Here is a 26,468-nt window from a genome sequence, read left to right as displayed (position 1 = left end):
ATTACACCGCCACGTACGTCACCGGCTCGCTCCCCGTCATCTCCTCCGCCTGGCCCAGTTTGACCAGCCGGCGGAGGTGCGCCTCGGCCTCCGAGACCGCGATGTTCCTTGACTGGTAAGGGATCTGGGACCAGGGGCGGTTCCACTCCATCCGCTCGGCGACCTGCCAGGGCGTGAGGGGTTCGGAGAGGAGGGAGAGGAGGTCGGCCAGGCGGTCCTCGTGGTGGGTGAGCAACTCCCGTACGCGACCGGCCGCGTCGGTGAACGTGTGCTGGTGGGCCGGGAGCACCTCCGCCGGGGCCAGCCGGCCGACCCGCTCCAGCGAGTCGAGGTAGTCGCCGAGCGGATCGGGGAGCGTGTCGTCGTCCGGGTCCTCGTACAGGCCGATGTGCGGGGTGATCTCCGGGAGCAGATGGTCCCCGGAGAACAGGCGTCCGTGGCCCGGGAGTTGGGCCGGGTGGTTCTCCTCCAGGTGCAGGCAGACGTGGCCGGGGGTGTGGCCCGGGGTCCAGATCGCGCGCAGTCGGCGCCCTGCCAGGTCGAGGAGTTCGCCGGGGACGATCTCGCGGTCGGGCAGGGCGGGGGCCAGGCCCGGCACACTGCGCGGGCGGGCGGCGCGGAGGGGTGCGAGGTGTTCCTCGGGGGCTCCGGCCGCCGTGAGCTTCGCGGTCATGTACGCCAGCCAGCGGCCCGGTTCGGTCGAACGGGCCCGCCGTACGATCGCCGTGTCCGCCGCGTGCATCGCGAGCCACGCCCCGGACGCCTCGCGCACCCGCCCGGACAGGCCGTGATGGTCGGGGTGGTGGTGGGTGATGACCACGCCGTGGACCTCGCCGGCCGACGTCCCGCAGGCCGACAGTCCCTGGACCAGCGTGTCCCAGGAAGCCGGGTCGTCCCAGCCCGTGTCGACCAGGACCGGTCCGCGGTCGGTGTCGACGACGTAGACGAGGGTGGTCCCCAACGGGTTGTCGGGGATGGGGACTTCGATGGAGCGGACGCCGCCGCCGTGGTCGTGGACCTGCCCCATGGACGTCATGGACTCCCCAATCGCCGCCTTCCGGTCACTATACGTGGACTCCATCGACCGGAACTGGTATTCAGTCTTCGTATCTGATGGATCGTCAGACAGCGGTACCGGGGAGGCAATCGGCCATGACCGAGCTCGTGGAACACCGACAGCTGTTCATCGGCGGGGAGTTGACCGATCCCCTGGGCAAGGACGTCATCGAGGTGATCTCCCCGCACACCGAGGAGGTCATCGGACGCGTCCCGCACGCGTCCACGGCGGACGTGGACCGCGCGGTCGCGGTGGCCCGCCGCGCCTTCGACGAGGGACCCTGGCCGCGCATGACCCTCGACGAACGGGTCGCGGTCGTCACCCGCATCAAGGACGCGATCGCCGCCCGGTACGAGGAGATCGGCCGCGTCATCTCCTCCGAGAACGGGTCGCCGTACTCCTGGAGCATCCTCGGGCAGGCACTCGGCGCGATGATGGTGTGGGACGCGGCGATCACCGTCGCGAAGGGCTTCACCTACGAGGAGTATCGAGACGGCGTCCTCGGGAAGATCCTCGTCCGCCGGGAGCCAGTCGGGGTCGTGGCGGCCGTAGTCCCTTGGAACGTCCCGCAGTTCGTCGCCGCCGCCAAGCTCGCGCCCGCGCTGCTCACCGGCTGCACGGTGATCCTCAAGCCGTCGCCCGAAACGCCCCTGGACGCCTACCTGTTGGGCGAGATAGCGAAGGAGGCAGGGCTGCCGGACGGTGTCCTGTCGATCCTCCCCGCAGACCGTGAGGTCAGTGAGTACCTCGTCGGACACCCCGGCATCGACAAGGTCTCCTTCACCGGTTCGGTCCCGGCCGGCAAGCGCGTGATGGAGGTCGCGGCCCGCCATCTCACGCGCGTGACACTGGAGTTGGGCGGCAAGTCGGCGGCGGTCGTCCTGCCCGACGCGGACATCACGACCGCTGTACCCGGCATCGTCTCGGCCGCCTGGATGAACAACGGCCAGGCGTGCGTCGCCCAGACCCGCATCCTCGTACCCCGCTCGCGCTACGACGAGTTCGCGGACGCCTTCGCCCAGGCGGCGAGCGCTCTCGTGGTCGGCGACCCGCTCGACCCGGCCACCCAGGTCGGCCCGCTGGTCGCCAAGCGCCAGCAGCAGCGCAACCTCGACTACATCCGCATCGGCCAGGAGGAAGGCGCCAAAATCCTTACGGGCGGCGGCCGTCCACCCGGCCTGGACCACGGCTGGTACGTCGAGCCGACCCTCTTCGGCGACGTCGACAACTCCATGCGCATCGCCCGCGAGGAGATCTTCGGCCCGGTCATCTGTCTCCTCCCGTACGGCGACGAGACCGAGGCCGTGAAGATCGCGAACGACTCCGACTACGGCCTCAGCGGCAGCGTCTGGACCGGCGACGTCGCCCACGGCATCGACATCGCCCGCCAGGTCCGCACCGGCACCTACAACGTCAACACCTTCAGCCTTGACATGCTCGGCCCCTTCGGCGGCTACAAGAACAGCGGCGTGGGACGGGAGTTCGGGCCCGAGGGCTACTCCGAGTTCCTCGAACACAAGATGATCCACCTCCCGGCCGGCTGGGAGGGGTGACCGGACGATGGGCGACCGCTGGCAGGTAGAGGTCGACCGCTCCATCTGCATCGGCTCGGCCCAGTGCGTCCACCAGGCCCCCGACCGCTTCCACCTCGACGCGGCCATGCAGTCCCACCCGGCCGAACCGGAGACCGACGCCAACGAGCGGATCCTCGCGGCGGCGGAGGGGTGCCCGGTGGAGGCCATCATGATCACGTTGCTGGGGAGCGGGGAGCCGGTGTTCCCGCCGGAGGAGTAACTCGCCCTGGTCCAGCGGCCGGTGACCCCGGGAGTCGGGGTCGCCAGCGGGACCGGTCACCGCTGCCAGGCGCCTCCTGGCAGCGGTCGGGCGCCGGGCACTGGCCTCCGCCACCACGTGAACTACAGGGCCCGGCGGACTAGTTGGGCTGGAGCACGGCGAACAGCGCTCGGACCCGGCTGCCGTCGGCCTGCGCCCAGGCGCCGGTGACCTGGCCGATCGCGTCCTCGGGGGCCGTGGAGCCGGGGGTCAGCACCCGGTGCAGCCGCAGGGTCCGGCCGTCCGGTACGGCGAACTCGGTGGTCTCGGCCGTGTCGTCGGGCGCGCCGAGGGCGGGGATGGGCGCCGTGCCGGTCCAGGAGCGGGCGATCTCCCGGTCCGGGGTGTGGGAGACGCTCTGGGCCTGCGCCTCCAGCCGCCCCTCGATGAACGCCGTCAACCCGGCGGTCAGCACCGGGTCGTGGCAGCCGTCGTAGGCCCAGCGCGGACCGAGCACGCCGTGTTCCATGGTGCCGACGAGGGCGTGTTCGGCGCCGGGGAGCGGGGCGGCCCGGTAGGTGAGCGGCACGAGGTAGGCGCCCGGGCCGTCGGTGACGACCATGAACTCGATGCCGACCTCGCCCTCGGGGTCGTCGAGCCGGAACCCGCCGGCCTTCACCAACTCCGGTTCGGGGGAGCCGTGATACCAGGGGCGGGTGGGCAGCCAGGTGGTGAGGAGTTCGAGCTTCGTGGGCTTCAGATAGGTGCGGTGGATGATCGACATGGGGGAATTATCGGTCCCCGGCCCCGCCCGGCTCAGTGAGATCGATCAACCGGCACACCGTCTCGATGTCGATCTTCACCTGGGCGATCGACGCCCGCCCCGACAGCCAGGTGATCAGCGCCGAGTGCCAGGTGTGCTCGATGACCCGGACCGCCGACAGCTGTTCCGGCGTGGGGTGTTCGAGGCCCATCGCATCCAGGATGATCACCGTGGTCTGCCTCGACACCTGATCGACCTCGGGGGAGACGCTGCGGTCCGCGAACGTCAGCGCGCGGACCATCGCGTCGGCGAGGTGCGGCTCGCGCTGGAGCGCGCGGAAGGCCCGCATCAAGGTCTCCGCGACCCGCTCGGCCGCCGTGTCACCGCCCGGCGGCTTCTTCCGCAGCGTGCCGTGCATGTGTTCCAGCTGGTCCTGCATCGTGGCGACCAGGAGATGCACCTTGGACGGGAAGTACCGGTACAGCGTGCCGAGCGCGACCTGCGAGGACTCCGCGACCTCCCGCATCTGCACCGCGTCGAAACCGCCCCGGCTGGCCAGCTGAGCGCTCGCGTGCAGGATGCGGCGCCGCCGGGCCTCCTGCCGCTCGGTGAGGGGCGGCGAGGTCCGCGCAGTGGCTTCGGGCTTGGCTTGCGCTGGCATGGCTCCCGATCCGTGACTGTCGGTGAGGGCGGGTGATCGCACCGATCATGGCAGGGCGTCGGCCGTGGTGTGAATCACCTGATCCACTTCTCACAGCACCCGTACCGGCCGGTAGATTCAGAACCTCCTGGACGATCAAGTCTGAAACTTGTTCTAGATTAGCGTCCCGGCGTAATCTCGCGGGACAGTGCAGGGAGAAGGGGGCTCAGAGTGACCGCTGAGGCCAGTCAGGCGGGTCCCCAGGAGGACTCGGCAGCCGACGGCGAGCGACCGCTCCGTATCGCACTCCTCACCTATAAGGGGAACCCGTTCTGCGGGGGCCAGGGCGTCTACGTCCGCCACCTCTCCCGCGAACTGGCACGCCTCGGCCACCGCGTCGAGGTCATCGGCTCGCAGCCCTACCCGGTCCTCGACGAGGGCTACGACGGCATCTCCCTGACCGAGCTGCCATCGCTCGACCTCTACCGCTCACCGGACCCCTTCCGCACCCCGAAGCGCGACGAGTACCGGGACTGGATCGACGCCCTCGAAGTCGCGACGATGTGGACCGGCGGCTTCCCCGAGCCCCTCACGTTCTCGCTCCGCGCCCGCCGCCATCTCCGGGCCCGGCGCGGCGAGTTCGACATCGTGCACGACAACCAGACGCTGGGCTACGGCCTGTTGGGCGACGTCGGTGCCCCGCTGGTCACCACGATCCACCACCCCATCACCGTGGACCGGCAGTTGGAGCTGGACGCGGCCGGGAACTGGCGCCGGCGCATGTCCAAGCGCCGCTGGTACGCGTTCACGCGGATGCAGAAGCGGGTCGCCCGCCGCCTGCCCTCCGTGCTCACCGTCTCCGGCACCTCGCGCCAAGAGATCATCGACCACCTCGGCGTCCGCGACGACCGCATCCACGTCGTCCACATCGGCGCCGACACCGACCTGTTCTCCCCGAATCCGGCCGTACCGCAGGTGCCGGGCCGGATCGTGACGACGTCCAGCGCGGACGTCCCCCTCAAGGGCCTCGTCTTCCTCGTCGAGGCCCTGGCGAAGGTCCGCACCGAACACCCCGACGCCCACCTGATCGTCGTAGGAAAGCGCCCCACCGAGGGCCCGGTCGCCCAGGCCGTCGAGCGCTACGGCCTCGAAGGCGCCGTCGACTTCGTGAAGGGCATCTCGGACGCCGAGTTGGTCGACCTGGTCCGCTCGGCGGAGGTCGCGTGCGTGCCCTCGCTGTACGAGGGTTTCTCGCTCCCGGCGGCGGAGGCAATGGCCACCGGCACACCCCTCGTCGCCACGATGGGCGGAGCGATCCCCGAGGTCGCCGGACGCGACGGCGAGACCTGCCTTGCGGTACCTCCCGGTGACCCGGGCGCACTCGCGACCGCCCTGAGCCGACTCCTGGGCGACCCGGCACTCCGGGCCCGACTCGGCGCGGCGGGCCGCGAGCGCGTCCTGGCCCGCTTCACCTGGGCGAAGGCGGCGGAGGGCACGGCGGCCAGGTACCGCGAGGCGATTGCCACAGGCCCGACGGGCACCACGGCCCCGGCATCGTTGTCGCCCTCGGCAACTCCGTCTCCTTCCCCTTCTCCGACCAGTGTTACCGGCGTCTCTCCCGAAAGCAGGGCCACGTGCTGACCGTCGACTTCTCCCGGTTCCCGCTCGCCCCTGGCGACCGAGTCCTGGACCTCGGATGCGGTGCCGGGCGGCACGCGTTCGAGTGCTACCGGCGAGGGGCACAGGTCGTCGCCCTCGACCAGAACGCCGAGGAGATCCGCGAGGTCGCGAAGTGGTTCGCGGCGATGAAGGAGGCCGGCGAGGCCCCCGCCGGAGCCACCGCCACCGCGATGGAGGGCGACGCGCTCCAACTCCCCTTCCCGGACGAGTCGTTCGACGTCGTGATCATCTCCGAGGTCATGGAGCACATCCCCGACGACAAGGGAGTGCTCGCCGAGATGGTCCGGGTGCTGAAGCCCGGCGGCCGCATCGCCATCACCGTCCCGCGCTACGGCCCCGAGAAGATCTGCTGGGCCCTGTCCGACGCCTACCACGAGGTCGAGGGCGGCCACATCCGCATCTACAAGGCGGACGAACTCCTCGCCAAGATCCGCGAGGCGGGCCTCAAGCCGTACGGCACGCACCACGCGCACGGGCTGCACTCGCCGTACTGGTGGCTGAAGTGCGCGTTCGGCGTGGACAACGACAAGGCGCTGCCGGTGCAGGCGTACCACAAGCTCCTGGTCTGGGACATCATGAAGAAACCCCTCGCCACCCGGGTCGCCGAACAGGCCCTGAACCCGCTGATCGGCAAGAGCTTCGTAGCCTACGCGACCAAGCCGCACCTTCCCCTGGCGGAAGCCAAGTGACCACTCCCCGGACAGAACACCTCGTCCTGCCCGGGGTCCTCACCGCCGAGCAGGCAGCCGCGACCGTCGCCGGCATCCTCGCCGTGCAGCGGGAGGACGGGGCGATCCCGTGGTTCCGGGGCCATCACCTCGACCCGTGGGACCACACCGAGGCCGCGATGGCGCTGGACGCGGCGGGCGAGCACGAGGCCGCCGAGCGGGCGTACAACTGGCTTGCCCGGCACCAGAACGAGGACGGGTCGTGGTTCGCCGCCTACGCCGACGGTGACGCGCGGGATGTGACCGACCGGGGGCGTGAGACCAACTTCGTCGCCTATATCGCCGTGGGTGTCTGGCACCACTACCTCGCCACCGGTGACGACACGTTCCTGGACCGGTTGTGGCCCACGGTGTTCGCCGCGGTCGAGTTCGTGCTGCGGCTTCAGCAGTCGGGTGGGCAGATCGGGTGGAAGCGGGAGGACGACGGTACGGACACGGCGGACGCGCTGCTGACCGGTTCCTCCTCGGTGCACCAGGCGTTGCGGTGTGCACTCGCCATCGCCGAACAGCGTGAAGAGCCGCAGCCGGACTGGGAGTTGGCGGTCGGGGCGCTACGGCATGCCATCCGGCGGCATCCTGAACGGTTCCTGGACAAGGACCGTTACTCCATGGACTGGTACTACCCGGTGCTGGGTGGTGCGTTGACCGGTGCGGAGGCCAAGTCCCGGGTGGAGGAGGGCTGGAGCCGGTTCGTCGTGCCGGGGTTGGGTGTGCGGTGTGTCGTTCCCAACCCGTGGGTTACTGGCGGTGAGTCCGCCGAACTCGCCCTTGCGCTCTGGGTGTTGGGTGAGTCCGACCGTGCGTTGGAGATTCTCCAGTCCATTCAGCACCTGCGTGATTCTGAGAGCGGGCTGTACTGGACCGGGTATGTCTTCGACGACGATGCGGTGTGGCCTCGTGAGCTGACCACGTGGACCGCGGGGTCGTTGTTGCTCGCGGTGGCGGCGCTGGGGGGCCATGACGCGACGTGTGCGGTGTTCGGTGCGGAGCACTTGCCGTTGGGGCTGGATCCGGATTGTTGTTAGGCGCGGGCCGGTGGGGGCTGGTCGCGCAGTTCCCCGCGCCCCTAAAAGAACACGGCGGGCCTGTATTTTCTAGGCGCGCAACTCCCCGCGCCCCTCAAAGACGCGGCGGGCGTACGTTTTTAGGGGCGCGGGGAACTGCGCGACCAGCCACGACGCGCCCGCAGACAACGACCGGGCAATGCTCAGCGTGACACCCGGTTGGCGATCGCATGCCCGATGAACAGGTACACCACCGCTGCCAAGCCGTAGCCGCAGATGACGCGCGCCCACGCCTCGTCGAAGGTGAACAGGTCGCGGGACCAGCCGGCGAGCCAGTTGGCCGAGTGGTGGACGAACTGCACGAGGTCGTTCGCGCGGTTGGCGTCCAACAGGTACATCAGAATCCAGAGGGCCAGAATGAGGGCCATGATGTCGGCGATGATCACTATGACGTTGCCGACTGAATTCGAACCGCGTCGGTAGTAGGGGGACATGCCCAGCGGATTGCCGCTTCCGACGGGATGAAACCCGGCCGGATGAAACCCGTACGGTCCCGTCCGGGTGGCGCGACCGGCCCAGCCGGGTGAGGCTGCCGGGGTAAGGACACCCACTCGGGGAGAACACCCCGGAGGACCCCGTGCCCGTACCGATACGGCGCCTCTTCGTGGCGCTCACTCTGTGCTGCGCCCTGCTCGCCGGTGCCACGGCCTGCGGCAGCGCCACCGATGACGCCACGCAGGACACCGCGGCCGTCGTGGCTGCGGCCGCCGCCGCGACCCCGAGCCCCAGCACCTCCGCCGAACGGCAGAAGTTCGCCAAGACCCGCTTCGTCGCGAACGCGGGTCTCGCCGCCGGTGCCACCTACCAGTGGATCGTGAAGCCCTGGAAGGCGGGCAAGTTCAAGAAGGGCGCGAGCGGACGCAGGTTCGCGCTCATCAAGGCGGGTCTCGCGGGCGCGTTCGCGTACAACCGGCTCAAGGCGGCCACGAAGAACGCCAAGGGCGACCCCACGCTCGCCAAGGCGGTCGCGCCGCTCAGCGCCGGCATCGACTCCCTCAAGGACCTGCCGTCCAAGCTGCGCAAGGGCGACTCCACCGACGCGACGGCGGGTTCGTTCGACGACATCATCAACAAGGTCAAGGACGCCGGGAAGAGCGCCGGTGCCGAGGTGACCGACAAGGTGCCGTCGGCAGGCCAACTGGCAGGCGGTTGACGGTGAGTTGAGCTGCTCCTAGGAGTTCAGCTCCGCCAGCACCCGCAGCGTGTGCGGGTCGGGCGCAAGGGCCAGCAGGTCCGTCACCGGGCCCTTGCGCCACAACTCCAGCCGTTCCGCGATCCGTTCACGCGGTCCGACGAGCGAGATCTCGTCGGCGAACGCGTCCGGCACGGCGAGCACGGCCTCCTCCCGACGACCCGCGAGGAACAACTCCTGTATCCGCCGGGCCTCTTCCTCGTACCCCATGCGCGCCATCAGATCGGCGTGGAAGTTACGGGCCGCGTGCCCCATCCCGCCGATGTAGAAGCCGAGCATCATCTTCACCGGGAGGAGGCCTTCGGCGACGTCGTCGCAGACCTTCACCTGCGCCATGGGCGCGACGAGGAAGGAATCGCGGAAGACGGTGGTCCCGTAGACCTCGGGGCGGCTCGGCGACCAGTACAACGGCAGCCACCCGTCCGCGATTTCGGCGGTCTGTGCCACGTTCTTCGGGCCCTCCGCCCCGAGCAGCACCGGCAGGTCCGAACGGAGCGGGTGGGTGATGGACTTGAGCGGCTTGCCGAGCCCGGTGCCGTCCGCGCCCCGGTACGGATGCGCGTGGAACCGCCCGTCCACCTCGACCGGCGCCTCCCGCCGCAGCACCTGCCGTACGACCTCGACGTACTCCCGGGTCGCGGTGAGCGGCGACTTGGGGAACGGACGCCCGTACCACCCCTCCACCACCTGCGGTCCCGACAGCCCGAGCCCGAGCAGCACGCGCCCGCCGGAGAGATGATCCAGCGTGAGCGCGTGCATCGCGGTGGTGGTCGGCGAACGTGCCGCCATCTGCGCAACGGCCGTACCCAGCTTGATCGTTGAGGTCTGCGCCGCGATCCAGGTCAGCGGGGTGAAGGCGTCGGACCCCCAGGACTCGGCCGTCCACACGGAGTCGTACCCGAGCCGCTCGGCCTCCTGGGCCAGCGGCACATGGTCGGCGGAGGGCCCGCGCCCCCAGTACCCGAGTGCGAGACCGAGCCGCATATCGCCTCCACAGCAACTGATCTGACGGCCTGTCAGTCAATCGATCGACGGCTGCGACTGTACGACAACGGCCCCCCACCCGGAAGGGCGAGGGGCCGTTGTGAACGCCGGCGGGGGGCTCAGCCGCGCTGGATCCCCGACGTGTCCTGCAGGACACCGCGACGGCCGTCCTGGGTCTGCGCGACGAGCGCCGGACCACGCTGCTCCACGGCCAAGTACCAGGTACCCGGCGCCAGTTCGGCGATCGGCGACGGCGAACCGTCCTCCGCGAACAGCGGCCGGGCCACCGGCACCGCGAACCAGAACGGCGAGAAGTCCGCGGCCGGAGCCGGCGCGGGCTGCCCGAACGGCTGCGCGGCCTGCGCCTGTTGCGGCGGAGTGCCGTACGACGGCTGCGGCGCACCGGCGCCCGGGTAGCCGTAACCACCGGGCGGCTGGGCGCCGTAGGGCTGCGGGGCGGCCGGCTTGGGGGCCGGGATGAGGGCGGCCTGGAGGGCCGGGACGAGAGGCGTGGCGATGGCGCCGCCGGCCATGACGAGGGCGGCGATGAAGCCGAGGATGAGGCCGGCACCGGCGCTGACGTTGTCGCCGACGTCCACCAGCGTCCAGAACAGGGCCCACGCGGTGAGAACCGTGAACGCCACGCCGACTGTCCCGAGGTCCAGCCCCACGACCTTGCGCGGCTGCGGCAGACAACGGTTGACGACGACGAGAGCGGCACCGATGACGCCGCCCATGTAGGTGCCGAGGCCGTTACCGAGGCTCGTCCACGCGGTTACGTTCAGGTCGAACCCGTTGGCCGTGTAGAACTTGAGGAACGACGCGATGAAGAGCAATACCGCTGCTCCGATCACCACGCCGTCGCCTCGTGTGAGGGAGCGGATATTCACTTCAGGTCCTTCGTAGGTCGTCTCGTCGTCGGTTGACCCTATCGTCCACCCTGTCAGGGTGTCCGCCCGGATCAGCCCACTGATCGCTACCCGCGCAGGAAACTCACGATTCCCTCAGAGATCCCCTGCGCCGCCTTCTGTCGCCAGGCGCCGTTCGTCAGCAGTGCAGCATCATTGCTATCGCGCATGTTGCCGCACTCGATGAACACCTTGGGAACCGTTGACAGATTGAGACCGCCCAGGTCCTTACGCGTGACGAGACCGGTGCCTTCGCCGATGTAATTGGAGAACTGTTCGCCCGTCGCGCGACGGTAGTCGCCCGCGATGCCCTTCCCGAGGGTGGCCGAGGGGCCGACGATGGCGCGGGTGTCGGCGCCGCCCGCGTGCACGGAGCCCGGCAGGATCACATGGAAACCCCGGTCGCCGGCCGGTGCGCCATCGGCGTGGATGGAGATCGCGGCGTCCGCGTGCGCGTCGTTCCCGATCCTGGCCCGCTGGTCCACGCACGGTCCCCAGGACGGCGAGTCACCGTCGTGCGTCAACTTCACCGTGACGCCCTGCTGTTCGAGGATCGCCTTCAGCCGGTGGGACACGTCCATCGTGAACTGGGCTTCCGAGTAACCCGCGTTGGTCGACGTCCCGGTCGTGTCGCACTCCTTCCAGTTCGTGCCGATGTCCACCTTGCGGTTGATCTCGGCGCTGTGCTGGAAGTTGGTGACGTTGTGCCCTGGGTCGATGACAACGACCTTGCCCTTGAGGGGACTTGGCCCCGGCGGCTTGTCGTCGTTGGACGCGGTGCCCGTCGGGGACACGGGCGCGCTGGACGAGGCGGCGGAGGCGGAGGACGCGTTGCCCGAGCTGCCGCCGGGGCCGCCGACGGCCTCGTACACGAACCACCCGATCAGCGCCCCCGGGACCAGCGCGGCCAGCGCCACGGTCAGGGGCCCTCGGCGGGGACGGCGGGGCTGCGGGGGATCGAAGTCCGGACCTACGTACGACACGGAAGCCACCCTAGCTGCCTCTATGGGCGGGTTTGCTGAACCGGCAACAGGAGTCGCGCGCCGTCACGCCCCCGACGGACGATCGAAGGACCAGCCCCGTCCCGGAGGACTCATGACCATGGTCAAGGACGTCACGCACCGACTCGTCCCCGCCCCCGCAGGCCGCGTCCACCTCGTGGAACAGGGCACCGGCCCCCTGGTCCTCCTGGTCCACGGCTTCCCGGAGTCCTGGTACTCGTGGCGCCACCAGCTCCCGGCGCTGGCCGCGGCGGGCTACCGCGCGGTCGCCGTCGACGTACGCGGCTACGGCCGCTCCTCACGCCCCGACGACGTGTCGGCGTACCGGATGCTCGACCTGGTCGACGACGCCGTGGCGGTCGTGCACGCGCTCGGCGAGCGGTCGGCGGTGATCGTCGGCCACGACTGGGGCGCGGGCATCGCGGCCCACTCCGCCCTCCTCAGGCCGGACGTCTTCCGGGCCGTAGGACTGTTGAGCGTCCCTTACGCGCCCCGCGGCGGCCCGCGCCCCAGCGAGATCTTCGCGGGGATGGGCGGGGACGAGGAGTTCTACGTCTCGTACTTCCAGCAGCCGGGCCGGGCGGAGGCCGAGATCGAACCGGACGTACGCGGCTGGCTGGCAGGTTTCTACGCCGCGTTCTCCGCGGACACGATGCCCGCACCCGGCACGCCCGACCCGCACTTCGTGAGCAGGGACGGCGGCACCCTGCGCGACCGCTTCCCGACCGAGCCGCCCGCATGGCTCGGCGCGGACGAACTGGATGTCTACGCGGGCGAGTTCGAGCGCACGGGCCTGACGACCGCCCTGAACCGCTACCGCACCATGGACCGGGACTGGGAGGACCTGGTGGCGTACGACGGCGCACCCATCACCCAGCCGTCCCTGTTCCTGGGCGGCTCCCTGGACGCGTCCACCACCTGGCTGTCCGACGCGATCGCCGCGTACCCGGTGACCCTGCCCGGCCTGCGCGGCTCGCACATCCTGGAGGGCTGCGGCCACTGGATCCAGCAGGAGCGCCCGGCGGAGGTCAACCAGCACCTGCTCAACTGGCTGGCCGGGCTGCCGGGTTGACCTCAGATACCGGTACCGGTGCGCCGTAGGACGCGGAGCGAGTCGGTCACCGAGACCTCGGCGAACGCGCCGGACTCCAGCGCCCGCAGATACACCCGGTACGGGGCCTGCCCGGTGAACTCGTCCTCCGGCTCCGGGAACACGTCATGGATGACCAGCAGCCCGCCCTCGGCGACATGGGGCGCCCAGCCCTCGTAGTCCCCGTTCGCATGCTCGTCGGTGTGCCCACCGTCGATGAAGACGAGGCCGAGGGGCGTGCCCCAGATCCGCGAGACCTGCGGCGACCGCCCGACGAGAGCGACCACGTGCTCCTCCAGCCCGGCCTTGCGCAGGGTCCGCCGGAAGGTAGGCAGGGTATCCATCAGCCCGATCTCCGGGTCGACGGTCTCCGGGTCGTGATACTCCCAGCCCGGCTGCTGCTCCTCGCTACCCCGGTGATGGTCAAGGGTGAGCGCGGTGACGCCGGCCTCACGGGCAGCATCGGCAAGGAGGATCGTCGAACGCCCGCAGTACGTCCCGACTTCGAGCAGAGGGAGGCCGAGGCCTCCGGCTTCGACGGCGGCGTCATACAGGGCGAGCCCTTCACCGACCGGCATGAACCCCTTCGCTGCCTCGAACGCGGCGAGGATCTCGGGCTTGGGTGCCGGGGGCATGGGGTTCCTCTCGATAGGGGTGCGAGCACATGCTCCCGCACCCCCTGTCGAGCGATTCGACAGGGGGTGCGTGTGGCTTTTGCTTTTAGGGGCGCGGGGCTGTGTCGATCTGCGGCTCCGCCGCGCGGGCGCGACCAGCCACCGAACGGCTCGTCGGGGGTGCGGCGGCGTTTTTAGGGGCGCGGGGCTGTATGGATTTGCGGCTCCGCCGCGCGGGCGCGACCGCCCGCCGAACGGCTCGACAGGGGGTGCGGCGTGGCTTTTAGGGGCGCGGGGAACTGCGCGACCAGCCCCCACGCACCCGCAGGCGACGAACGACCGACTACGCGCTAACGGTCTCGCCGGGCAACGACAGATCCAGGTCAACCGCGACGGAGTCCCCCGCGTGCGTCGCAGACGAGGCCAACGGACCATGCCCGGAAGCCCGCGCCGCCAGCACATACGCCCCCTGAGACGGCACCGCGAGCACGTAACTCCCGTCCTCCTCGGACAGCGTCGCCCCGGCCTGCCGCCCACGACGGTCGATCAGCGTGACCTTGGCCCGGGCGACAGGCGACCCGTCCGCACCGAGAACCCGCCCCCGGAACCCCCGCAGAACCTCCTCGGCCAAGTCAAGGTTGGCCTCCTCCTCGCTGCTGAAGTTCAACTGCGGCGCCCGATTCGGCTTGGGAAGGAACAGCGCCATCAACAGGCCGACAGCAACCGCACCCGTAGCGATCAGGAACGAGACGTGGAACCCGTGCATGGTCGGGATGGCAACCCCGCCCACATGGTTCGCGGTGTTCGCCAGCACCATCCCGATCACCGCACTGGAGACGGACGTACCGATGGACCGCATAAGGGTGTTGAGCCCGTTCGCCGCACCGGTCTCCGACGCCGGCACCGCACCCACGATCAGCGCGGGAAGCGACGAGTACGCAAGGCCGATGCCCGCGCCCAGGACGACCGCGATGACGAGGCTCTGCCAGGCCGCACTCATCAGGCCGAGCCCCGCGCCGTAGCCGATGCCGATGATCAGCATGCCGAGGATCAGGGTGACCTTGGGACCGTACTTCGCCGAGAGACGGGCGTACACGGGGGCCGTGAACATCATCGTCAGGCCGAGCGGCGCGACCAGCAGACCGGCGGTGACCATCGACTGGCCGAGGCCGTAGCCCGTGGACTTCGGCAGCTGGAGGAGCTGGGGCAGGACGAGGGAGACGACGTAGAAGGAGACGCCGACCATGATCGAGGCGAGGTTCGTGAAGAGGACCGCCGGACGGGCCGTGGTGCGCAGGTCGACCAGCGGGGCCTTCAGGCGCAGCTCCATCACGCCCCACAGGAGCAGGACGACGGCTGCCGCGCCGAACAGGCCGAGCGTGGTGCCGGAGGTCCAGCCCCAGTCGCTGCCCTTCGTGATCGGCAGGAGGAAGAGGACGAGACCGGCGGAGAGACCGATCGCGCCGAGCACGTCGAAGGTGCCCTCGGCGCGCATCGGGGACTCCGGTACGACGAGGAGGGTGAGGCCGATCGCGAGGACACCGAGGCCGGCGGCGCCGTAGAAGAGGGCGTGCCAGTCGGCGTGCTGCGCGACCAGGGCGGCCAGCGGCAGGGCGAGGCCGCCGCCGACGCCGATCGAGGAACTCATCAGGGCCATCGCCGAGCCGAGCTTCTCGCGGGGCAGCATGTCGCGCATCAGGCCGATACCGAGAGGTATCGCGCCCATCGCGAAGCCCTGGAGCGTACGGCCCGCGATCATCGTGAGCAGGTCGCTGGTGAGAGCGCTGACCAGCGCTCCTACGACCATGATGGCCAGGCTGGTGATCAGCATCCGGCGCTTGCCGTAGAGGTCGCCGAGACGGCCCATGATCGGCGTGGCGACGGCTCCGGAGAGGAGGGTCGAGGTCAGGACCCAGGTGGCGTTGCTGGGCTCGGTGCTCAGCAGCTGCGGCAGGTCCTTGATGACCGGGACGAGCAGGGTCTGCATCACCGCGACAACGATGCCCGCGAAGGCGAGCACCGGCACGACGGCGCCGGACGGCCTCCGTGCGGGCTGGTCGGTCGACGTGTGCGTCATTGAGTGAGGCCTCCAGGCCTGAGAGGGGGTGGAGCCGGTTGATCCGTGCGGATAAGTGCACGTGATCCGTGCGGATAAGTGCACGGTAAACCTCGTATGCATGGGCAACTATTCCGATGCTTCGGCGTGCTAACGAATCCTTGACCGTCCCATGAATATCTGACCCGCCGTCAGGTCTGGTCATTCACTGGAACGTGTTCTAATCTCGCCCGCCATGAAGGCCTATGTCGCAGGCGTCGGGATGACGAGGTTCGAGAAGCCCGAGACCCGGGAGTGGCAGTACTGGGACATGGTCCGCGAGGCGGGGAACGCCGCCCTCGCGGACGCCGGGATCTCCTACGCCGAGGTAGAACAGGTTCCCGTCGGCTACTGCTTCCAGCCCTCCACCGCCGGCCAGCGCGCCGCCTATGAACTAGGTCTCACCGGCATCCCCGTCTACAACGTCAACAACAACTGCGCCACCGGCTCGACCGCCCTGATGCTGGCCCGGCAGCTCGTCGAGGGCGGCGCCGCCGACTGCGTGCTGGCGTTGGGCTTCGAGAAGATGAAGCGGGGCGCGCTGAGTGGGGGAGCGGACGGCGGCGACTTCGCCACCTCCCCCGTCGCCCGGCACTACGGCGTCATGGCCGCCCGCCACGGCTTCGAGGTGACCCCGCCCACCGCCCAGATCTTCGGCGACGCGGCCCGCGAACACATGGAGAAGTACGGCACCACCGAGGCACAGCTCGCCGCCGTCGCCGCCAAGAACCACCGGCACTCCGCCCACAACCCCTACGCCCAGTTCCAGGACGTCTACGACGTCGACGACATCCTCGCGGCCCGTACCGTCCACCACCCGCTCACGAAACTCCAGTGCTCACCGACCTCGGACGGCGCCGCGGCGGCCGTCGTGGTCTCCGAACGCTTCGCGGAGCGGCGGGAGTTGGGCGCGGGTGCGGGCTCGCTGGTCGAGATCGTCGCCCAGGCGATGACCACCGACACCGAGGACTCCTTCGCCTCCGGCTCGTGCATCGACGTCGTCGGCCAACCGATGTCCCGGGCCGCTGCCCGCCAGGTCTACGAACGGTCCGGACTCGGCATCGACGACGTGGACGTCGTAGAACTCCACGACTGCTTCTCGGTCAACGAACTGCTGACGTACGAGGCGCTCGGCATGTGCGAACCCGGGGAGTCCGGGAAGCTCGTCGAGTCCGGGGGGACGACCTACGGCGGACGGTGGGTGGTGAACCCGTCCGGCGGGCTGATCTCCAAGGGGCATCCGCTGGGGGCCACCGGGATCGCCCAAGTCGCCGAACTGGTCTGGCAGTTGAGGGGGACGGCGGGGAATCGGCAGGTGCCGGGAGCCGAGGTGGGACTCGCGCACAACATCGGGCTGGGCGGGGCCGCCGTGGTGACCTTGCTGCGGACGGCGTAGGTCCTGTGGTGTAGGTCCTACGGGGTCCTGTGGTCTAGGACCTGCGGCCGTCCCGCGACCCGGGCGAAATGCCGATGCAAGGGGCACGGGCCGGTTGAGAGTATGACCACCATGTCCCGAGCCGCTGACGTCTCCCGAATATCCCGCCTGTTCCGCCGCGGCGCCGCACCGCCCGCCTGGCTGGTCGTGGCCCTCGCGTGCGCCGGGCAGTTCCTCGTCGTGCTCGACGTCTCCGTCGTCAACGTGGCACTGCCGTCGATGCGGGCCGACCTCGGGATGAGCGCGCCCGGGCTGCAGTGGGTCGTCAACGCGTACGCCATCGCCTTCGCCGGGTTCATGCTCCTCGGCGGACGGGCCGGAGACCTCTACGGCCGCAAGCGGATGTTCCTGGTCGGGCTCGCGCTGTTCACCCTGGCCTCGCTGTGCGGCGGACTGGCCCAGGACGGCTGGCAGCTGCTGCTCGCCCGGGCCGTCCAGGGACTGGGGGCCGCTGTGCTGGCACCCTCGACACTCACCATCGTCACCTCGGCGGTCGCGGAGGGCGCGGCCCGCGCACGGGCCATCGCCACCTGGACCGCGGTCGGTGCCGGAGGTGGGGCCGCGGGCGGACTCGTCGGCGGGGTCCTCGTGGACACCCTGTCCTGGCGGTGGGTGCTCCTCATCAACGTGCCCGTCGGCGCGGTCGTCCTCCTCAGCTCCCTGCGCCGGCTCCCGGAGAGCCGCGCCGGAGACCGGCGACGGCTCGACCTGCCCGGCGCCGTCCTGGTCACGGCGGGGCTCGGCGTCCTGGCGTACGGCATCTCGCAGACCGAGGCCGAGGGCTGGACGGCCGCGGCCACCCTGGTGCCACTGGCCGCCGGACTCGCGCTCATCGCGCTCTTCCTCGTCGTCGAAGCGCGTACGGCGGCCCCGCTGATGCCGCTCGGACTGTTCCGGGCACGGGCGGTGTCGTCGGCGAACGCGGCGATGTTCCTGTCCGGCTCCGCGATGTTCTGCATGTGGTTCTTCATGACCTTGTACGCGCAGAACGTGCTCGGCTACACCCCGCTGGAGGCGGGGCTCGCGCTGGTGCCGAGTTCGTTGGCGGTCCTCCTCGGCTCCAAGTCGGCACCCCGCTTCATGCCGGTGCTCGGCGCGCGCAACGTGGCCGTCATCGGGACACTGCTCGCGGCGGTGGGCTTCGGCTGGCAGTCCCTGATGACCGCGCGCGGCGACTACCTCACCGAGATCATGTTCCCCGGAATCCTGATGATGCTGGGTGCGGGTCTGACGGCCACGCCGCTCGCCGCACTCGCCACGTCCGGGGCCGCGCCGGGGGAGGCCGGGCTGGTCTCCGGGCTGATCAACACCTCGCGCACGATGGGCGGTTCGCTGGGGCTCGCCGTGATGTCGACGATCGCGGCGGCACGTACGGCGCGTGCGGCGGGCGGCGGTGGCGGTACGCCGGAGGCACTGACCGAGGGGTACGCGCTGGCGTTCCGTACGGGGGCGGGGGTGCTGCTCGGCGGGGTGGTGCTGATGGTGGTGTGGCTGCCGTGGGGGAAGGGGGCTGGGCCTGCCGTGGCGGGGGTGAGCGGGGTGAGCGCGAGTGCGGACGGGGAGGTCGTGGTGGACGGGGATGCCGTGGTGGGCGCGGAGGGCGCGGCCTCCAGAAGTGCGGAGGGCGCGGCCTCCAGAAGTGCCGAGGGCACGGCTTCCACGAGTTTCGAGAAGTGAGGCAAGGGTTTTCGAGAAGTGAGGCAACGGTCCGGGCGGCTCATGGACTCCTTTAGACATCTAGGAGGTGCCCATGGGGGATCGCAAGCAGGCTCGGGAGGCTCGGGATGACGGGTTCCAGAGCTTTGTCATCGGCCGCTGGCCGCGGCTGATGCGGACGGCATTTCTTCTGACGGGGGAGCAGCACGCCGCGGAGGATCTGGTCCAGTCGACGCTCGAACAGACCTTTGTGGCCTGGCGCAAGGTCGGCACGGCCGACGATCCGGAGGCGTACGTACGGCGCGTGATGATCAACGCACACGCACGCAAACACCGCAGACGGCTCAAGGAGTTCCTGGCGCCCAAGGACGACTCGGGCCTGGCGCGCGAGATCGCCGACACCGGTGACCGCATCGCCCAGGCCGAGGACCGCAGCGCCCTGTTGCAGGCACTGGCCCAACTGCCGCCCAGGCAGCGGGAAGCGGTGGTGCTGCGGTACTGGGAGGACCTGACCGAGACACAGACGGCCCAGGCGATGGGCTGCTCGGTCGGCGCGGTGAAGAGCAACGCGGCCAAGGGGATCGCGAAACTCCGCGCCATACCGGGACTCGCCGAGATGGTGACGCAGGGAGGGCGGAAGTGATGAGCGCGGACCGGGAGACGAACCAGACCATGACGGACAGAGACATCGCCCTCCTGCTGGCCGACGCCGCGGACGAGGTCGAGATCGGCATAGCCCCCTACCAGGCGGTGATCCGCGGCGGCCGCCGACGCCGGGCCCGCCGCTGGGCACTCGCGACCGCCGCGGCCCTGGTGATCACGGGCACGTCGGGCACGCTGGCGCTGGCCGGCCTGCGCGACGGGAACGGGATCGAGGTGTCGCCGGCGGTGACACAGCGGGCGACCGAGCCGTCGACACCCGAGGAGCGGCATGTGTACGCGCCGCAGGAGACCGTCCTCGGCACGGGCGATGTCGGTGGCAAGGAGTGGTGGGTCACCGTCGACGAGTGGGGTGCCCCGCGCGACGAGGGGGAGGCCTGGGCCCAGTTGCAGCGCATGAAGGCGTACGGCGAGGTGCCGGTGGACGTGAGCAAGTCGTCCCAACTGGTCGGTAAAACCTCGTTCTTCACGCGCCGGAGCATCGGAGACGGGAAGCCGGCCTTCCTCACGCAGAACTCGGTCGACACGAAGGACATCATGGCGGGCACCGACCTCGAATCGGTCGCGCTCTCCCTGGACCCGAAGCACACCACCCCGCAGCGCCTGGTGATCGGCCAGGTCGCCAAGACCGCCCAGGAGGTCACGTGCAGCTGGAAGGACGGCAGGTCGACCGTCGCCCGCAGGGTCGCGGAGGGCGCCGACGTCAACAGCGACGAATCGGCGATCCGGCCGGCGGCCGGTTCATCGTCCAACTGGTTCGTGTGCATCGGGCCGGAGGGGACGACGTTCGACTCGGTGAAGGTGACGAAGTAGCGCCGCAGTAGGTGAACTGAACTGACTCTGAAGCAGGGCGTGTTGGCCCTGAGGGTGTTCGTGACGCGCGGCGGTGGATGTCGGGTCGACAACGCCGAGGCCTGCCTCACCTATCAGGTCCACCCCGACCACGCCGGGCTGATCGACGAGGTGATCGACTGGTACGACGGTACGGCGGCGGGCATCGAGCGGACGGTGAAGCCCAGCGCCGCGGACGGCTTCGCCCTGAAGCGATGGGCGGCGCACGGCTACGAGACCGACTCGGCCGCGCTCGGCGACACCGGGTCCTGGACCCAGCTCAACGAGCGGGACCTGACGGATGTGGAACAGCCGGTGCTTCCAGCCGGGTTCAGGTTCCGCACCGCCGACGAGGCCGGCCCCGAAGCCGCGGTCCAGGCCCATCTCGACGCCTGGACTCCCTCGGCATACTCGGCCGAGAGCTACGAGGGTGTCCGGCGGGCACCGAGATACCGGGGCGACCTGCACATCCTGGTGGAGGCACCGGACGGAACGATGGCCTCCTCGACGATCATGTGGCTCGACGAGGCGAACAGGACCGCCGAGTTCGAACCGGTCGGGACGCATCCGGAGTACCGGCGCCTGGGATTGGCAAGGGCGATGCTCCTGCACGGGATGCGCCGGGCCCGAACGGCCGGGGCCACGCACATGACGGTCGCCTGCCTGGGCGCGCCGGGGCATCCCCGGGCACGCGGGCTGTCCTACGGCCTCGGGTTCCGGGAGCTGTCGCGGGACGCGCCGCTTGTCAAGGCCGGGGTTGTGGACTGAGGGGGTGTCCGGGTCGGGTCGGGGGGTGCCTCCACGGGGTTGTCAAGGAAATCGGGCTGCGCTCGGGCGGGCTGGTGGGCAGCATGGCGGGATGCCGGATCTGCTGTGGGATGACGTCAGGGACTTCTTCGACCCTGAACTGATGGGTGCCCTGCCGGACGTGTGCGTGGCAGGTGCCTCGGTCGAGGACTGGCAGGTCGTGTTCGACCTGGTTCGGTCGAGCGGATGGACGTGGGAGTACTCGGTGGGCGGAGTCGCCGGGTCACTGCCGTCGGCGGCGGAGGTGCTGTCGCGTCCCGCTGACGCGGAGACGGTCGATCTGCAGGTCTGGCCGGTCCCGGATGTGCTGGTGATCTTCCGTCCGATGTCCGGTGACGAGATTGACTTCGACTTCGACCTTCACGAACTGCAGGGCCAGGCGGGAGTGGACGTTCTGTGCGACTTCTTGTGCACGATCGGCCGCCGACTGGGCAAGCCGGTGGCCATGACCGCCGAAGGCGATTACGGGAATCCGGTACTCGGGTTCGACCCAGTGATCGACCGCGTGGTGCTGTTGGCGGACCCACTGCTCAGCTGACCGCGGTGGCCGGCCGGGACCGGCAGAGGGTGCCGTCCCGGCCCGGTCCCCCCGGATCCGATGCTTGAAAAGTAGGGCCGGGCGTGGCTGGGATTGGGGCCCTGGTGGCCTTCGGGTGGGGTGCCGACGGGATTTGGGCCTCTCCCTGGAATGGTGGCCTTCTGGGGCCGACTCTCGCCTCGTGCAAGGGTGTTGGCGGCATTCGTGTGAGCGTCCCGGATCCGCGCTGACCTGGGCCTTGGACCCGTTCGCTCCTACGATCGGCGCATCTGAGAGGGGGCCGGATGGACCGGACGGATCGGAACCGGCGTGGGCGTGACATTCGGACGGTCGACGACGTACTCCGGCTCCTGGACGGGCTGTTCGCGCCGGAGGCTGATCGTTGGACCTCCGGGGCTGCCTCCTGGTGGGACGGGTTCTATGCCGACCGTGACAAGCCGGTGCCGTTCTTCGTGGCCAAGCCGGACGAGAACCTGGTCGGGTATGTCGACCGGGGGCTGATAGGCGGGGGTGGCCGTGCTCTGGACCTGGGGTGCGGCCCTGGGCGCAACGCCCTTCAACTGGCCGCGCGGGGCTTCGCGGTGGACGGGGTGGATCTGTCGCCTAGGGCTGTCGCTTGGGCGGAGGAGCGGGCGCACGTCTCGGGAATCCGGGCCCGATTCCACTGCGGGGACGCCTTCGCCCTCGCCCGTACCCAACTCCCCGGCCCCTACGACCTCGTCTACGACTCCGGCTGTTTTCACCATCTGCCCCCGCACCGGCGCATCAGCTACCTCGCCCTGCTGGACCAAGTCCTCGCACCCGGCGGGCACTTCGCGCTCACATGCTTCGCTGCCGGAGGCATGGGCTCCGAGCTGCCCGGTGCCGAGCTCTATCGCGGCTCCGGGCTTCAGGGCGGGTTGGCCTACACAGCTGATGAACTGCGGTGGATATTCGGGGAGTTGGAGGTGGTCGAGCTGCGTCGGATGCGGGATGAGCCGGACGCGTCGCCCTGCTTCGGGGAGGACTTCCTCTGGGCTGCGTTGTTCCGCCGGAGGACCGGAGCGTAGGGAGGGAGAGCAGTGGGGGGCAAGGGGGGCAGGGGGCTACAACCACCCCTGCTGTCGGGCCTCCCGCATGGCCTCCATGCGGTTGCGGGTGCCCGTTTTGCCGATCGCTGACGAGAGGTAGTTGCGGACGGTGGACTCGGAGAGGTGGAGGTTCGTGGCGATGTCGGAGACCGTCGCGCCGTCCACCGAGGCCTTGAGGACGTCGCACTCGCGGGCGGTGAGTGGGTTCGGGCCCGCGCTCAGCGCGGCGGCGGCCAGGGCCGGGTCGATGACCGTCTCGCCGGTGAGAACGCGGCGGATCGCGGCGGCGAGGTCTTCCACCGGGCCGTCCTTCACCAGGAAGCCCGCCGCGCCCGCCTCCATCGCCCGGCGCAGATAACCGGGGCGGCCGAAGGTGGTGAGGATCAACACCCGGCAGTCCGGGGCCTGTTCGCGGAGTTCGGCGGCGGCGTCCAGGCCGCTCATGCCGGGGAGTTCGATGTCGAGGAGGGCGACGTCGGGGCGGTGGGTGAGGGTCGCGTCCACGATCGTGTCACCCCTCCCGACCTGGGCGACGACCTCAAGGTCCGCCTCCATGCCGAGCAGCAGGGCGAGGGCGCCGCGCATCATGCCCTGGTCCTCGGCGAGCAGCACTCTGACGGACTTGGCGGGCCGGTGGTCCCGGGGCATCTCATCCACGGGGCAAGAGTAAGGCCCAGGGAGACCGCGGTCGGTTGTCAAAAACTCTTCATTGTTCGCGTCCGCGAGTCTTGACGGTCCCCGGCTGCGGGCAAACAATCGCCTCGGCATTCCGCAATCACCTCGGAATTTCCGGATGCCGGGCCGATTTCGGAAACCTTTCGACAAACTCTCGACGGTTCGACATTTCGATCGCGAATGGGTTCGGTATATCGATCGAACGAGGTTCGGTATATCGACCAGCCACTCGCGCCGCAACTCCAGGCACCCCGCCTCACCCGCGCTTCACCTCCAAGCACCCCGCCCCACCCGCGCTTCACCTCCGAACAGCCCGCTCCACCCGCACTGACCACCCGCACCGCCCTACCCGCAACAGAAGAGGTGCACCGTGTTCCTGAGATTCCTCCGCACCCGGCCGCGCCGGCTGAGAAACGCCACCCTCGCCGCACTGTCCGCCCTCGTGACCGTCCTCGTGCTGGCCGTCGGCGTGCCGCAGGCGTCGGCCGCCACCTCGCTGCCGTGCGACATCTACGCCACCGCCGGGACGCCCTGCGTCGCCGCGCACAGTCTCGTCAGGGCGCTCTACTCCTCGTACAACGGCTCGCTCTACCAGGTGCAGCGGGCCTCCGACAGTGCCACCGCGAACATCGGCCTGCTGGCGGTCGGCGGGTATGCCAACGCGGCGGCGCAGGACTCGTTCTGTGCCGGTACCACCTGCGTCATCACCAAGATCTACGACCAGTCCGCGCGCCACAACGACCTCACGATCGAGGGCGCGGGCGGGGCCGGTGTCGCCGATGTCGGGGCGCCCGCGGACGCGCTGCCGGTGACCGCCGGCGGGCATCAGGTCTACGGCCTGGAGATCTCGGCAGGCATGGGCTACCGCGACAACTCCACCTCGGGCGTGGCCACCAACGGTGGTGCCGAGGGGATGTACATGGTGACGTCCGGCACCCATGTCAACGGCAGTTGCTGCTTCGACTACGGCAACGCGGAGACCAACAACCAGGACACCGGCAACGGTCACATGGACGCGATCAACTTCGGTACGGAGTGCTGGTTCTCGCCCTGCTACGGCGGGGGCCCCTGGGTGCAGGCCGACCTGGAGAACGGGCTGTTCCAGTCGGACTCCGGGTACAGCAAGAACACGGCGAACACGGGCACCGGGGCGATACCGTTCGTCACCGCTTTGCTGAAGAACAACGGTCAGGACCATTTCGCGCTGAAATCCGGAAACGCCCAGTCGGGGAGTCTCACGACCTCCTATTCCGGGGGTGAACCCACCACGAGCGGTTACTCACCCATGCATCAGGAAGGCGCGATCGTCCTGGGCACCGGCGGGGACAACAGCAACGGCTCCATCGGTTCGTTCTTCGAGGGTGTCATGACCGCCGGCATCCCGACCGACGCCGCCGACAACTCCGTACAGGCGAACATCGTGTCCGTCGGCTACGGCGCCTCGACCGGCACCACCGGAACGCTGGCGGCCGGTTCGGAGATCTCGCTGCGCGCGACCACCTCGTGCTGCACCGGCGACTACATCCGCCACCAGAACAACGCGGCGGTCCTCTCGGCCATCACGTCCAGCAGCGCGGCGCTCGACAAGGGCGACGCCACCTGGATCGTCCGCAGGGGGCTCGCCGACAGCTCCTGCTATTCGTTCGAGTCACGGAACTACCCGGGCGACTTCCTGCGGCACTACAACTACCAGCTCTACCGCCAACCCATGGTCGGCACAACGCAGTTCAGGCAGGACGCCACGTTCTGCGCCTCGACCGGCAAGAGCGGCACGGGCACCTCGTTCGCGTCGTACAACTACCCGACCAGATATCTCCGGCACTACAACTACAACGTCTACATCGCGAGCGACGGCGGCTCCAACGCCTTCGACAGCGCCACCTCGTGGACGGACGACGTGAGCTGGGTCGTCACGGCTCCCTGGGCGCCGTAGACCCGGAAGCAGTCACGACGGAGGGCGTCAACTCCGCTGACTCCACCGGGAGTTCGGCGGTGACCGTGAAGCCGCCGCGTGGTGACGGGCCGGCCCGCAGGGAGCCGCCCGCCACCGCGAGGCGTTCCGTCAGGCCCTTCAGACCGGTCCCGCCGCTGCTCTCGGCGGGTCCGGTCGCAGGGGATCCCCCGTCCCCGGGACCATCGTCCGCGATCGTCAGGCGGACGCGGTCCATGACCCCGTCGAACCTGATCTCGCAGCGGGTCGCGCCGCTGTGCCGTACGACGTTGGTGACCGCCTCGCGGACCACCCAGCCCAGCAGGGCCTCGTTCTGCGGGGTCAGGAGCGGGCCGGACCGGCGGACGACCGGGTCGATGTCGGCGGCGGACAGGGCGGAGCGGGCGCGGTCCAGTTCGGTGGCGAGGCTGCCCTCGCGGTAGCCGGTGACCGCCTCGCGGATCTCGGTGAGCGCCTGCCGGCCCACGGCCTCGATGTCGGTGATCTGGCCGAGCGCGGCCTCCATGTCGCGGGGTGCGAGGCGCCGGGCCGCCTCCGACTTCACGACGATCACCGAGAGGGTGTGCCCGAGCAGGTCGTGCAGATCGCGGGAGAACCGCATCCGTTCCTTCTCGACCGCGCGGCGCGCCAACTCCTCGCGGGCGGCGCGCAGTTCGCGTACGGCCTCGGAGAGGGAGAGGATCGCCGCGGTCACCATCGTCGACAGGAACGTGCCGTAGGCGACGTTGATCGCGTCCCAGCCCGCCCGGTACACGGAGACCGCGGCGGCGAGCGCGGTCAGGGCGAGGCCGACCTGGCCGAGGCGCGGGCCGCGGACGACGGCACCGGTGGCGAGGCCGAGCAGCGGGAAGAAGTAGAGCCAGCTGCCGCCGTAGCCGAGGGCGAGGCCGCAGGTGATCAGGCCCATCACGACCAGCGCCACCAGCGTGGAGACCGCCTGGCGCTTCTCCTTCACGAAGGAGCGGAACACCACATAGATGTAGAGGGAGTTGAAGGCGAACAGGCCCAGGGCGCCAATCCAGGGGTTGGCGGTCTTGCCCTGGAGGAGGTTGGAGAAGGAGCCCATGCCCATCAGCAGCCACGGCAGCAGGGAGAAGCCGGTCGGCGGCGGGCCCGGGTTCTCGGGCCACTCGCCCTTGCGGCGCGCTTCCTTCTGCGCGATCTTGAACTCCGCCATGTCGGCCCTCCACTGGGCCCGCGCCGCCCGCCAATGCCGTAGTTGGCAGGTGATCCCTCGCATCCAGGACATCTCTCTC

The 26,468-nt window shown here is 69.8% G+C and carries 26 protein-coding genes; 15 read left to right on the top strand and 11 right to left on the bottom strand.

Annotated elements, in window-relative coordinates; genetic code table 11:
* Window position 1: 1 nt before the first annotated feature.
* Window positions 2-1,027, bottom strand: a complete 1,026-nt coding sequence (locus tag ACGFY9_RS23530; RefSeq protein WP_393757413.1) for an MBL fold metallo-hydrolase — start codon at window positions 1,025-1,027, stop codon at window positions 2-4.
* Window positions 1,028-1,152: 125 nt separating this feature from the next.
* On the opposite strand from ACGFY9_RS23530, the gene ACGFY9_RS23525 reads away from it, so the two are divergent.
* A complete protein-coding gene (locus ACGFY9_RS23525; RefSeq protein ID WP_393757023.1) occupies window positions 1,153-2,610 on the top strand; it encodes an aldehyde dehydrogenase in 1,458 nt (485 codons plus the stop codon).
* Between the two features lie 7 nt (window positions 2,611-2,617).
* Complete coding sequence (locus ACGFY9_RS23520; protein ID WP_393757022.1) at window positions 2,618-2,851, top strand: ferredoxin; 234 nt, start codon at window positions 2,618-2,620, stop codon at window positions 2,849-2,851.
* Between the two features lie 139 nt (window positions 2,852-2,990).
* On the opposite strand, the gene ACGFY9_RS23515 is transcribed toward ACGFY9_RS23520, so the two are convergent.
* The gene (locus ACGFY9_RS23515) at window positions 2,991-3,614 is read right to left on the bottom strand and encodes a 1,4-alpha-glucan branching protein (protein WP_393757020.1); all 624 of its coding nucleotides are present in this window, start codon (window positions 3,612-3,614) and stop codon (window positions 2,991-2,993) included.
* Between the two features lie 7 nt (window positions 3,615-3,621).
* Window positions 3,622-4,254: a TetR family transcriptional regulator gene (locus ACGFY9_RS23510; RefSeq protein ID WP_365299915.1), complete on the bottom strand. Its 633-nt coding sequence runs from the start codon at window positions 4,252-4,254 to the stop codon at window positions 3,622-3,624.
* A 210-nt stretch (window positions 4,255-4,464) separates the two neighbouring features.
* Here ACGFY9_RS23510 and ACGFY9_RS23505 point away from each other — a divergent pair, with 210 nt between their 5' ends.
* From ACGFY9_RS23505 to ACGFY9_RS23495, 3 genes are read left to right on the top strand one after another with little or no spacing between them, the layout of a single operon-like run.
* Window positions 4,465-5,874 (top strand): glycosyltransferase family 4 protein, encoded by a 1,410-nt coding sequence (locus ACGFY9_RS23505; RefSeq protein WP_393757017.1) that lies wholly within the window; start codon window positions 4,465-4,467, stop codon window positions 5,872-5,874.
* A complete protein-coding gene (locus ACGFY9_RS23500) occupies window positions 5,868-6,602 on the top strand; it encodes a class I SAM-dependent methyltransferase (RefSeq protein ID WP_318016035.1) in 735 nt (244 codons plus the stop codon). Before ACGFY9_RS23505 ends, ACGFY9_RS23500 begins: the two co-directional genes overlap by 7 nt.
* The gene (locus ACGFY9_RS23495) at window positions 6,599-7,666 is read left to right on the top strand and encodes a prenyltransferase/squalene oxidase repeat-containing protein (RefSeq protein WP_393757015.1); all 1,068 of its coding nucleotides are present in this window, start codon (window positions 6,599-6,601) and stop codon (window positions 7,664-7,666) included. Before ACGFY9_RS23500 ends, ACGFY9_RS23495 begins: the two co-directional genes overlap by 4 nt.
* Window positions 7,667-7,848: 182 nt before the next feature.
* On the opposite strand, the gene ACGFY9_RS23490 is transcribed toward ACGFY9_RS23495, so the two are convergent.
* Window positions 7,849-8,139: a hypothetical protein gene (locus tag ACGFY9_RS23490; protein WP_393757013.1), complete on the bottom strand. Its 291-nt coding sequence runs from the start codon at window positions 8,137-8,139 to the stop codon at window positions 7,849-7,851.
* Window positions 8,140-8,282: 143 nt separating this feature from the next.
* On the opposite strand from ACGFY9_RS23490, the gene ACGFY9_RS23485 reads away from it, so the two are divergent.
* Window positions 8,283-8,858: a hypothetical protein gene (locus ACGFY9_RS23485; RefSeq protein WP_393757011.1), complete on the top strand. Its 576-nt coding sequence runs from the start codon at window positions 8,283-8,285 to the stop codon at window positions 8,856-8,858.
* 18 nt (window positions 8,859-8,876) lie between these two features.
* Here ACGFY9_RS23485 and ACGFY9_RS23480 read toward each other — a convergent pair whose 3' ends face one another.
* The 3 genes from ACGFY9_RS23480 to ACGFY9_RS23470 all read right to left on the bottom strand — a co-directional run bounded on the left by ACGFY9_RS23480 (window position 8,877) and on the right by ACGFY9_RS23470 (window position 11,772).
* Window positions 8,877-9,881 carry an LLM class F420-dependent oxidoreductase gene (locus ACGFY9_RS23480; RefSeq protein WP_393757009.1) on the bottom strand — a complete coding sequence of 335 codons (1,005 nt, stop codon included), beginning with the start codon at window positions 9,879-9,881 and terminating at the stop codon, window positions 8,877-8,879.
* Window positions 9,882-10,000: 119 nt separating this feature from the next.
* Window positions 10,001-10,771, bottom strand: a complete 771-nt coding sequence (locus ACGFY9_RS23475) for a hypothetical protein (RefSeq protein ID WP_393757007.1) — start codon at window positions 10,769-10,771, stop codon at window positions 10,001-10,003.
* 86 nt (window positions 10,772-10,857) lie between these two features.
* Entirely contained in the window at window positions 10,858-11,772 is a 915-nt protein-coding gene (locus tag ACGFY9_RS23470; protein ID WP_393757005.1) for an N-acetylmuramoyl-L-alanine amidase, read from the bottom strand.
* 112 nt (window positions 11,773-11,884) lie between these two features.
* On the opposite strand from ACGFY9_RS23470, the gene ACGFY9_RS23465 reads away from it, so the two are divergent.
* Complete coding sequence (locus tag ACGFY9_RS23465) at window positions 11,885-12,862, top strand: alpha/beta fold hydrolase (RefSeq protein WP_393757003.1); 978 nt, start codon at window positions 11,885-11,887, stop codon at window positions 12,860-12,862.
* A 2-nt stretch (window positions 12,863-12,864) separates the two neighbouring features.
* Here ACGFY9_RS23465 and ACGFY9_RS23460 read toward each other — a convergent pair whose 3' ends face one another.
* Both ACGFY9_RS23460 and ACGFY9_RS23455 read right to left on the bottom strand, forming a co-directional pair.
* Window positions 12,865-13,515: a class I SAM-dependent methyltransferase gene (locus ACGFY9_RS23460; protein ID WP_393757001.1), complete on the bottom strand. Its 651-nt coding sequence runs from the start codon at window positions 13,513-13,515 to the stop codon at window positions 12,865-12,867.
* 322 nt (window positions 13,516-13,837) lie between these two features.
* Window positions 13,838-15,571: an MFS transporter gene (locus ACGFY9_RS23455; protein WP_393756999.1), complete on the bottom strand. Its 1,734-nt coding sequence runs from the start codon at window positions 15,569-15,571 to the stop codon at window positions 13,838-13,840.
* Window positions 15,572-15,785: 214 nt separating this feature from the next.
* Between ACGFY9_RS23455 and ACGFY9_RS23450 the strand changes: the two genes are divergently transcribed.
* From ACGFY9_RS23450 to ACGFY9_RS23420, 7 genes are all read left to right on the top strand, one after another.
* The gene (locus tag ACGFY9_RS23450) at window positions 15,786-16,985 is read left to right on the top strand and encodes a lipid-transfer protein (protein ID WP_393756997.1); all 1,200 of its coding nucleotides are present in this window, start codon (window positions 15,786-15,788) and stop codon (window positions 16,983-16,985) included.
* 111 nt (window positions 16,986-17,096) lie between these two features.
* Entirely contained in the window at window positions 17,097-18,701 is a 1,605-nt protein-coding gene (locus tag ACGFY9_RS23445) for an MFS transporter (protein ID WP_393756995.1), read from the top strand.
* Between the two features lie 73 nt (window positions 18,702-18,774).
* On the top strand, window positions 18,775-19,323 hold the full coding sequence (locus ACGFY9_RS23440) for a SigE family RNA polymerase sigma factor (RefSeq protein ID WP_393756993.1): 549 nt from the start codon (window positions 18,775-18,777) through the stop codon (window positions 19,321-19,323).
* Window positions 19,323-20,153 (top strand): hypothetical protein, encoded by an 831-nt coding sequence (locus ACGFY9_RS23435; protein ID WP_393756991.1) that lies wholly within the window; start codon window positions 19,323-19,325, stop codon window positions 20,151-20,153. The genes ACGFY9_RS23440 and ACGFY9_RS23435 overlap by 1 nt, the downstream gene beginning before the upstream one ends.
* A 39-nt stretch (window positions 20,154-20,192) precedes the next feature.
* The gene (locus ACGFY9_RS23430) at window positions 20,193-20,939 is read left to right on the top strand and encodes a GNAT family N-acetyltransferase (RefSeq protein ID WP_393756990.1); all 747 of its coding nucleotides are present in this window, start codon (window positions 20,193-20,195) and stop codon (window positions 20,937-20,939) included.
* 91 nt (window positions 20,940-21,030) lie between these two features.
* On the top strand, window positions 21,031-21,516 hold the full coding sequence (locus ACGFY9_RS23425) for a hypothetical protein (protein ID WP_393756988.1): 486 nt from the start codon (window positions 21,031-21,033) through the stop codon (window positions 21,514-21,516).
* A 284-nt stretch (window positions 21,517-21,800) separates the two neighbouring features.
* Entirely contained in the window at window positions 21,801-22,565 is a 765-nt protein-coding gene (locus ACGFY9_RS23420; protein ID WP_393756986.1) for a class I SAM-dependent methyltransferase, read from the top strand.
* Window positions 22,566-22,601: 36 nt separating this feature from the next.
* On the opposite strand, the gene ACGFY9_RS23415 is transcribed toward ACGFY9_RS23420, so the two are convergent.
* Window positions 22,602-23,234 carry a response regulator gene (locus ACGFY9_RS23415; RefSeq protein WP_393757412.1) on the bottom strand — a complete coding sequence of 211 codons (633 nt, stop codon included), beginning with the start codon at window positions 23,232-23,234 and terminating at the stop codon, window positions 22,602-22,604.
* A 397-nt stretch (window positions 23,235-23,631) separates the two neighbouring features.
* On the opposite strand from ACGFY9_RS23415, the gene ACGFY9_RS23410 reads away from it, so the two are divergent.
* Window positions 23,632-25,194 (top strand): alpha-L-arabinofuranosidase B, encoded by a 1,563-nt coding sequence (locus tag ACGFY9_RS23410; RefSeq protein WP_393756984.1) that lies wholly within the window; start codon window positions 23,632-23,634, stop codon window positions 25,192-25,194.
* Here ACGFY9_RS23410 and ACGFY9_RS23405 read toward each other — a convergent pair.
* Window positions 25,172-26,461, bottom strand: a complete 1,290-nt coding sequence (locus ACGFY9_RS23405) for a sensor histidine kinase (RefSeq protein ID WP_393756982.1) — start codon at window positions 26,459-26,461, stop codon at window positions 25,172-25,174. The two genes, ACGFY9_RS23410 and ACGFY9_RS23405, sit on opposite strands and share 23 nt — an antisense overlap.
* Window positions 26,462-26,468: the final 7 nt, after the last annotated feature.

The organism is Streptomyces sp. NPDC048504, from assembly GCF_043200035.1.
Classification (GTDB): Bacteria; Actinomycetota; Actinomycetes; order Streptomycetales; family Streptomycetaceae; genus Streptomyces.
The sequence above is the reverse complement of the archived record's forward strand: the minus strand, read 5'-3'. Positions and strand labels throughout refer to the sequence as shown.